This window comes from Amycolatopsis sp. NPDC004169, assembly GCF_040610315.1.
GTDB lineage: Bacteria > Actinomycetota > Actinomycetes > Mycobacteriales > Pseudonocardiaceae > Amycolatopsis.
In genome coordinates, this window is sequence record NZ_JBEXMD010000094.1 from 1 (window position 1) to 6,416 (window position 6,416).

Below are 6,416 nucleotides of genomic sequence, written 5' to 3' on the forward strand. Positions count from 1 at the left end.
TTACTAGTTTTGCCCCCCGGGCGGGTTTTCGGGTTTCTGGGGGTTATGGCGCCCTTGCCCCCGCACCCCCCGGCCGTGTGCTGGCTTCGGATCGGGGTGGGGGGAGGTCTGGGTGGGGTGCGGGTCGGTCGTCCGGCTGCCGTTGGGCGGGCCGGACCTGGAGCGGGTCTGCGCCCCGCACCAGGTCGCGCGAGTGGCTGCGCTCAGCCGCCGTTGTACTGCTGGTAGGCCGGGGCTCGGAACGCCCTTGCGCCGACGCCGCCGATCTTGTCGACCGCGCGCAGGAACTTCGGCCCCATCTTCGCCGCGGCCTGGCGGACCGGGTGCGTGGCTCCGAAGTCCTCCGGGTTCGCCTGGCCGTGCGCGAACATCGAGTAGATCAACACCGGCTTGCCCGCGCCGTCGAACATGATCCCGGCCTCGTTGCGGCCGTCGTTCAGCCAGCCCGCCTTCGTGGCGATCCTCGCCCGGTCGACGGACGACATCTCCCGGCGGATCCCGTCGGTGAACGCCACCTGCGACCGCAGGATGGACAGCAGGTACTCCGTCGACGCCGGGCTCAGCAACGTGCCCGCGACCAGCGCCTTCAGCAGGTCGTGCGTCTCGCGCGGGGTCGTCTTGCCGAGGAAGTAGCGGTTCGGGTTGGCCACCGGTGTCACCTGGGTCCGGGGGAACCCCTTGGCCACCAGGATCTGGTTGATCTCGGCCGCCGGGACCACGAGCCCCACCAGGCGGACGCACGTGTCGTCCGAGACCGTGAGGAACAGCGACAGGACGTGCCCCAGCGTGAACGCGCTCGGGTACGCCTTGTCCAGGATGATGATGCCGTCACCACCCGGCACCACGATGCTCTCCGGCACCTGGACCTGCTGGTCCAGCGTGAGCAGGCCCCGGTCGATCTTGTCCATCAAGGTCACCGCGACGGCCACCTTGTTGACGCTGTACGCCTCGACGATCTCGTCGGACGCCACGTCGACGGCCGCTTCGTCGGCCACGCTGATGTAGGAGTTCCAGATGCCGCCTGCTTCAGCGGCCGCGCTGTCGTAGACGCGCTTCACCCGCTGCCTGGCCCGGTCCGGGGTGGCCGGGCTGGCCTCGGTGTCTGCCTCCTGCGCGGACGCGGGAGAGCCGGCCAGAATGCTTCCTGCGGCGACGGCGGTCCCCAAACCGAACGCCGCTCGCCTGTTGAGTCGATACCCCATCGCAAGATCCAACCACGGATGGACCCGCCGGAGGTCGGTTATCGATCAGGAGCCACCACCGCCCGCGCGACGCCCAGGTCCACCAGGTCCTGCGGCCGCAGGTGCAACCGGTTGGCGATGTCCGGCACCTCGGACGCCGGCCGCTTGAGGATCGCCGCCGCGGCTTCCGGGGACGTCACCGAGAAGTACGCGTCCGGGGCCACCCACGTCGAGCCCGCCGCCGCGAACGCCAGCGCGCCGCCCGAGCCGCCTTCGCCGATCACCAGCGTCGTCACCGGGACCGAAGCCGTCGCCACCGCCTCGAACAGCTCCGCGATCGCGCCGCCCGCGCCCGCCTGTTCCGCTGCCGCGTCGTTCGCCGCGCCCGGGGTGTCGACCAGGGTCAGCACCGGGATGCCCAAGCGGGACGCCAGCCGCACCAGCCGCGCCGCCGTCCGGAAGCCCGCGGGCAACGTCGGCGTGCCGCACTGGGCCGCGTACGCGATCGTCCGGCCGTCGCGCCAGCCGAAGCCGCACGCGACACCCGGGTCCGCGCCGCCGACGCGGTCGCCGCTGACGTCTTCGCGCCAGTCGAAGTAGGCGTCGAGGTACTCCGCCGCCCGTGCTCGCTCCGGCGAACGCGCGGCCTGCACCGCTTCCCAGCCCGTCGAAGGCAACGACGCGGCCCGCCGCGCGAACGGCGGGGGCGCCGCGGCCGACGACCGCGCGGTCAGCAGCCGCAGCCACCGCTCCAGCACCCCGCCGAGTTCCTCCGGCGTGACGACGGCGTCGACCTGGCCCCAGCCGAGGTGCGCCTCGGCGGTGTACGCCTCCGGCGAGCCCGGCGGACGCACCCGCGAGCCCGCGAACCCGACCTGCGCTTCCGGGAGCGCGAGGATGACGTCGGCGCCCGCCCCGAGCGTCGCCCAGCCGCCGCCGGTCGTCGGGTCGCGCAGCACCGAAATCTGCGGGATGCCCACCGAACGCGTCAGCGCCGACGCCCGCGCCACCCGCTGCAGCTGCATCAACGCGCGCATGCCCTGCTGCATGCGGCTGCCGCCGGTGGCGATCAGCGACACCACCGGCAGCCGCGCGTCGCGGGCGTGTGCGAACGCCGCCTCGATCCGGTCGCCGGTGCGCTGCCCGAGCGACCCGCCGAGGAACCCGAACTCGAAGGCGATCAGCACGGCTTCGACGTCACCGATCTTGGCCGTCCCGCAGACGACCGACTCCTTCTCGCCGGTGCGTTCCTCCGCCGCGGCACGGGCGGCGCGGTAGCCCGGCCAGCCGATCGGGCCGTCGGCCGGCTCCTCGCGCAGCGGCGTGGTGAACTCCGTGAAGCCGTTGGCGATCGCGCCGACGATCTCGCGCGCCGGCAGCCTAGGCACCGAGCGCCCGCTTCATGACCTTGCCCATGTCGTTGCGCGGCAACGCATCGAGGTACCGCACGACCCGGGGGCGCTTGTGCGGCGCGAGCAGCTTCGCGACGTGGTCGGCCAGCTCGTCGGCGAGCGGTGGCGCCCCGGACGGCACGATCCACGCGACGATCCGCTCGCCGAGGTCGTCGTCCGGTTCGCCGGTGACGGCCGCTTCGGCGACGCCGGGGTGTTCGAGCAGGGCGTTCTCGATCTCGCCCGCGCCGATCTTGTAGCCGCCGCTCTTGATCAGGTCGGTCGCCTTGCGCCCGACGATCTTGACGTACCCGTCGGCGTCGCGCGTGGCCATGTCGCCGGTGCGGAACCAGCCGCCGTCGAACGCCGCCGCCGTCGCGTCCGGGCGGTTGAGGTACTCGGTGAACAGGTTCGGGCCGCGAACCTGGATCTCGCCGACGGTTTCGAGGTCTTCGACCACTTCGCCGTCGTCGCCGACCAGCCGGAGCTCGACCCCGCGCAGCGGGACGCCGACCGTGCCGGGCTTGCGTTCGCCGTCGGCGCGGACGCTGGTGTTCATCAGCGTCTCGGTCATCCCGTAGCGCTCGACGACCTGCTGGCCGGTCGCCGCGGTGATCCGCTGGTGGTCGTGCACCGGCAGCGCCGCCGACCCGGAGACCAGGAGGCGCGCTTTCCGGAGCGCCTCCGCCAGCACCTGGTCGGAGGCGACCTCACCGGCGATCCGGTGGTACATCGTCGGGACGCCGAAGAGCATCGTGGCGCCGTCCGCCAGCTCCCGCGCGACACCCTCGGTCGAGAACCGGCCGAGGTGGCGCACCGAGCCGCCGCGGCGCAGCGGGCCGAGGATGCCGAGAATCAGCCCGTGCACGTGGAACAGGGGCAGCGCGTGCACGAGGACGTCGTCCGTGGTCCAGCCCCAGGCGTCTTCCAGTGCGTCGAGCGTGGTCGCGAGGGCGCGCCGGGGGAGGACGACCCCCTTGGGCGGCCCGGTGGTTCCCGAGGTGTAGACGATCAGCGCGGGGGATTCGGGGTCCGGCTCGGCCGGGACCGACGCTTCCCCGCCGGTCAGCGGGATGTCCCGGCGCGGCAGCGCGGCCAGCCCGGCGGGCAGTTCGGCACCCGGTTCGGCCAGCACCAGCTGCGGTTCGCTGTCGGCGAGGATGTGGGCGAGCTCGCGTTCGCCGATCTTCGGGTTGAGCGGCACCGCCGGCACCCCGGCGAGCAGCGCGGCGACGACCGCGACGCTGGTGTGCACGGTCGGCGTCGCCCACACCGCGACCCGGCCGGGCGGCAGCTCGCGGGCGAGCCCACCGGCGACGGCGGCCAGGTCGTCGTAGGTCAGGGCGTGGTCGCCGAAGCGCAAGGCTTCCTTCGCGGCACCGGCGACGAGCGAGGGGAACAAGGGGTCGGGCACCGCGGGGACCTCCCAGTGTCGGACTCGATCAGCACGTTACCGCGCGGATCGGTCCCCTGCAGCAACCCGGCGAAGACGCTGGTCGTAGGCTGGGACACCGTGTTGGTACTGGCGATCGATACCTCGACCCCGGCGGTCACCGCCGGCGTCGTCGCGCTGGACGGCGGCTCGGTCGAGACGCGCGGTGAGCGCGTCACGGTCGACCCCCGTGCCCACGGAGAGCTGATCACGCCGCACGTGCTGGCCGCCGCCGAAGCCGCGGGCGTGACGCTGAAGGACCTCGATGCGATCGTCGCCGGCGTCGGCCCCGGCCCGTTCACCGGCCTGCGGGCCGGGATGGCCACGGCAGCCGCCCTCGGTCACGCCCTCGGCATCCCGGTGTACCCGGTCTGCAGCCTCGACGCGCTGGCCGCCGACGTCGCTCCGGGTGAAGACGCTTTCCTCGTGCTCACCGACGCCCGGCGCCGCGAGGTCTACTGGGCCGCCTACGACGCGGCCGGGCGGCGCACCGACGGCCCGCACGTCCAGCGGCCCGCCGACCTCGACACCGGCCTGAAGGTCGCGGCCGGTGACGGCGCGCTGCTGTACGCCGAAGCGCTGGGCGTCCAGCCGGTCGAGCCGCGCTTCCCGTCGCCCGCTGGGCTGGTGAAAGCCGCCCGAACCGCCTTGCTCGCTTCGGAACCCCCTGCCCCGCTGACGCCGTTGTACCTGCGCCGCCCCGACGCGGCCGAGCCCGCGGCGCCGAAACGGGTGACCGCTCCGTGAGACTCGAGCCGCTGCGCCGCATGGACATCGCCCGGTGCGTGGAGATCGAGCAGATCCTGTTCACCGGCGACGACCCGTGGAGCGCCCGGGCCTTCCACTCCGAACTGGACGCGGGCCACTTCTACCTCGCTGCCCGCCCGGACGAGGGCGACGAGCTGCTCGGCTACGCCGGGCTCGCCGTCGTCGGCCGCCGCCGCGGCGAGTACGAGGCGACCGTGCACACCATCGGCGTCGCGCCGGAACACCAGGGCCAGGGCATCGGCAAGGCGCTGCTGCGGGCCCTGCTGGTGCGGGCCGACGAGTTCGAGGCCCCGGTCTTCCTCGAGGTCCGCACGGACAACACCACCGCGCTCGCCCTGTACGAGCGCCACGGCTTCGAGCGGCTCGGCATCCGGAAGCGCTACTACCAGCCTTCCGGCGCCGACGCGTACACGATGGTCCGCCCGGCGCGGACGCGGGACGGGGTGGCGGGCTGATGGCACGCATCATCATGGGTATCGAGAGTTCGTGCGACGAGACCGGCGTCGGGCTGGTCCGGCTGCACGACGACGGCACGGTCGAGCTGCTGGCCGACGAGGTCGCCTCCAGCGTCGAGCAGCACGCCCGCTTCGGCGGGGTGGTGCCGGAGGTCGCCAGCCGGGCGCACCTCGAAGCGATGGTCCCGACGACCGAGCGGGCCTTCGCCGCGGCCGGGCTCTCTCTGTCCGATGTGGACGCGATCGCGGTGACGGCGGGGCCGGGGCTGGCGGGTGCGCTGCTGGTCGGTGTCTCGGCGGCGAAGGCTTACGCGACCGCGTTGGACGTGCCGCTGTACGGCGTCAACCACCTGGCCGGGCACATTGCCGTGGACACGCTGCAGCACGGGCCGTTGCCTGCGCCGTGCCTGGCGTTGCTGGTTTCGGGTGGGCACACGCAGCTTCTGCGCGTGGACGACATCGCGTCGTCGATCACCGAGCTGGGGTCCACTGTGGACGATGCGGCGGGGGAGGCTTACGACAAGGTGGCCCGGGTGCTGGGGCTGCCTTATCCGGGTGGGCCGCCGATCGACAACGCGGCCAAGAACGGGGATCCTTCGGCGATTGCGTTTCCTCGGGGGATGACCGGGCCTCGGGATGCTGCTTTCGATTTCTCCTTCTCCGGGCTGAAGACTGCGGTGGCTCGGTGGGTTGAGGGTGCTGCTCGGCGGGGTGAAGAGATTCCTGTGGACGATGTTGCTGCTTCGTTCCAGGAGGCTGTTGCGGATGTCCTGACCGCGAAGGCTGTTCGTGCGGCTCGGGAGCAGGGGATCGACACGATGGTCATCTCCGGTGGGGTTGCTGCCAACTCGCGGTTGAAGGAGCTTGCGGCCGAGCGGTGTGCTGCTGCGGGGATTGAGCTTCGGGTTCCCCGGCCGCGGCTGTGTACTGACAACGGGGCGATGATCGCTGCTCTTGGTGCGCATGTTGTTGCTGGTAAGCGGCCTACTGCTCCGCTCGACTTCAGTGCGAATCCGGCTTTGCCGGTTAATGTGGTTTCTCTTTAGCTCGTCGGTTGGTTCCGCGGTTGGTTTCCGCAACCCCGAAGCCTGATTGTGACTACGGCCGGCGGCACGTTGTCAAGGCGGGAAAGCGCCCCGCGATCACCCACGGGCGCGGTCCCGGGTTCAGGAACACCGCCACCCCGGCC

Annotated in this window: 6 protein-coding genes; 3 read left to right on the forward strand and 3 right to left on the reverse strand. The window is 72.3% G+C overall.

What is annotated here, in order from left to right; genetic code table 11:
* Positions 1 to 203 precede the first annotated feature (203 nt).
* The 3 genes from ABZX11_RS47955 to ABZX11_RS47965 all read right to left on the reverse strand — a co-directional run bounded on the left by ABZX11_RS47955 (position 204) and on the right by ABZX11_RS47965 (position 3,986).
* Positions 204 to 1,166: a serine hydrolase gene (locus ABZX11_RS47955; RefSeq protein ID WP_354925854.1), complete on the reverse strand. Its 963-nt coding sequence runs from the start codon at positions 1,164 to 1,166 to the stop codon at positions 204 to 206.
* Positions 1,167 to 1,240: 74 nt separating this feature from the next.
* Positions 1,241 to 2,569, reverse strand: coding sequence for a carboxyl transferase domain-containing protein (locus tag ABZX11_RS47960; RefSeq protein ID WP_354925841.1), 1,329 nt, complete (start codon positions 2,567 to 2,569; stop codon positions 1,241 to 1,243).
* Positions 2,562 to 3,986 carry an acyl-CoA synthetase gene (locus ABZX11_RS47965; protein ID WP_354925844.1) on the reverse strand — a complete coding sequence of 475 codons (1,425 nt, stop codon included), beginning with the start codon at positions 3,984 to 3,986 and terminating at the stop codon, positions 2,562 to 2,564. The genes ABZX11_RS47960 and ABZX11_RS47965 overlap by 8 nt, the downstream gene beginning before the upstream one ends.
* A gap of 99 nt (positions 3,987 to 4,085) precedes the next feature.
* Between ABZX11_RS47965 and tsaB the strand changes: the two genes are divergently transcribed.
* Genes tsaB through tsaD form a run of 3 tightly spaced genes read left to right on the forward strand, consistent with a single transcriptional unit; the run spans position 4,086 to position 6,273 of the window.
* Positions 4,086 to 4,751: a tRNA (adenosine(37)-N6)-threonylcarbamoyltransferase complex dimerization subunit type 1 TsaB gene (tsaB, locus tag ABZX11_RS47970; RefSeq protein ID WP_354925847.1), complete on the forward strand. Its 666-nt coding sequence runs from the start codon at positions 4,086 to 4,088 to the stop codon at positions 4,749 to 4,751.
* On the forward strand, positions 4,748 to 5,227 hold the full coding sequence (rimI, locus tag ABZX11_RS47975; RefSeq protein WP_217709634.1) for a ribosomal protein S18-alanine N-acetyltransferase: 480 nt from the start codon (positions 4,748 to 4,750) through the stop codon (positions 5,225 to 5,227). Before tsaB ends, rimI begins: the two co-directional genes overlap by 4 nt.
* On the forward strand, positions 5,227 to 6,273 hold the full coding sequence (gene tsaD, locus ABZX11_RS47980; protein WP_354925851.1) for a tRNA (adenosine(37)-N6)-threonylcarbamoyltransferase complex transferase subunit TsaD: 1,047 nt from the start codon (positions 5,227 to 5,229) through the stop codon (positions 6,271 to 6,273). Before rimI ends, tsaD begins: the two co-directional genes overlap by 1 nt.
* Positions 6,274 to 6,416: the final 143 nt, after the last annotated feature.

Bases quoted from the DNA above. Each gene is read 5' to 3' on its own strand.
- tsaD (WP_354925851.1), top strand. From the start codon at position 5,227: ATGGCACGCATCATCATGGGTATCGAGAGTTCGTGCGACGAGACCGGC.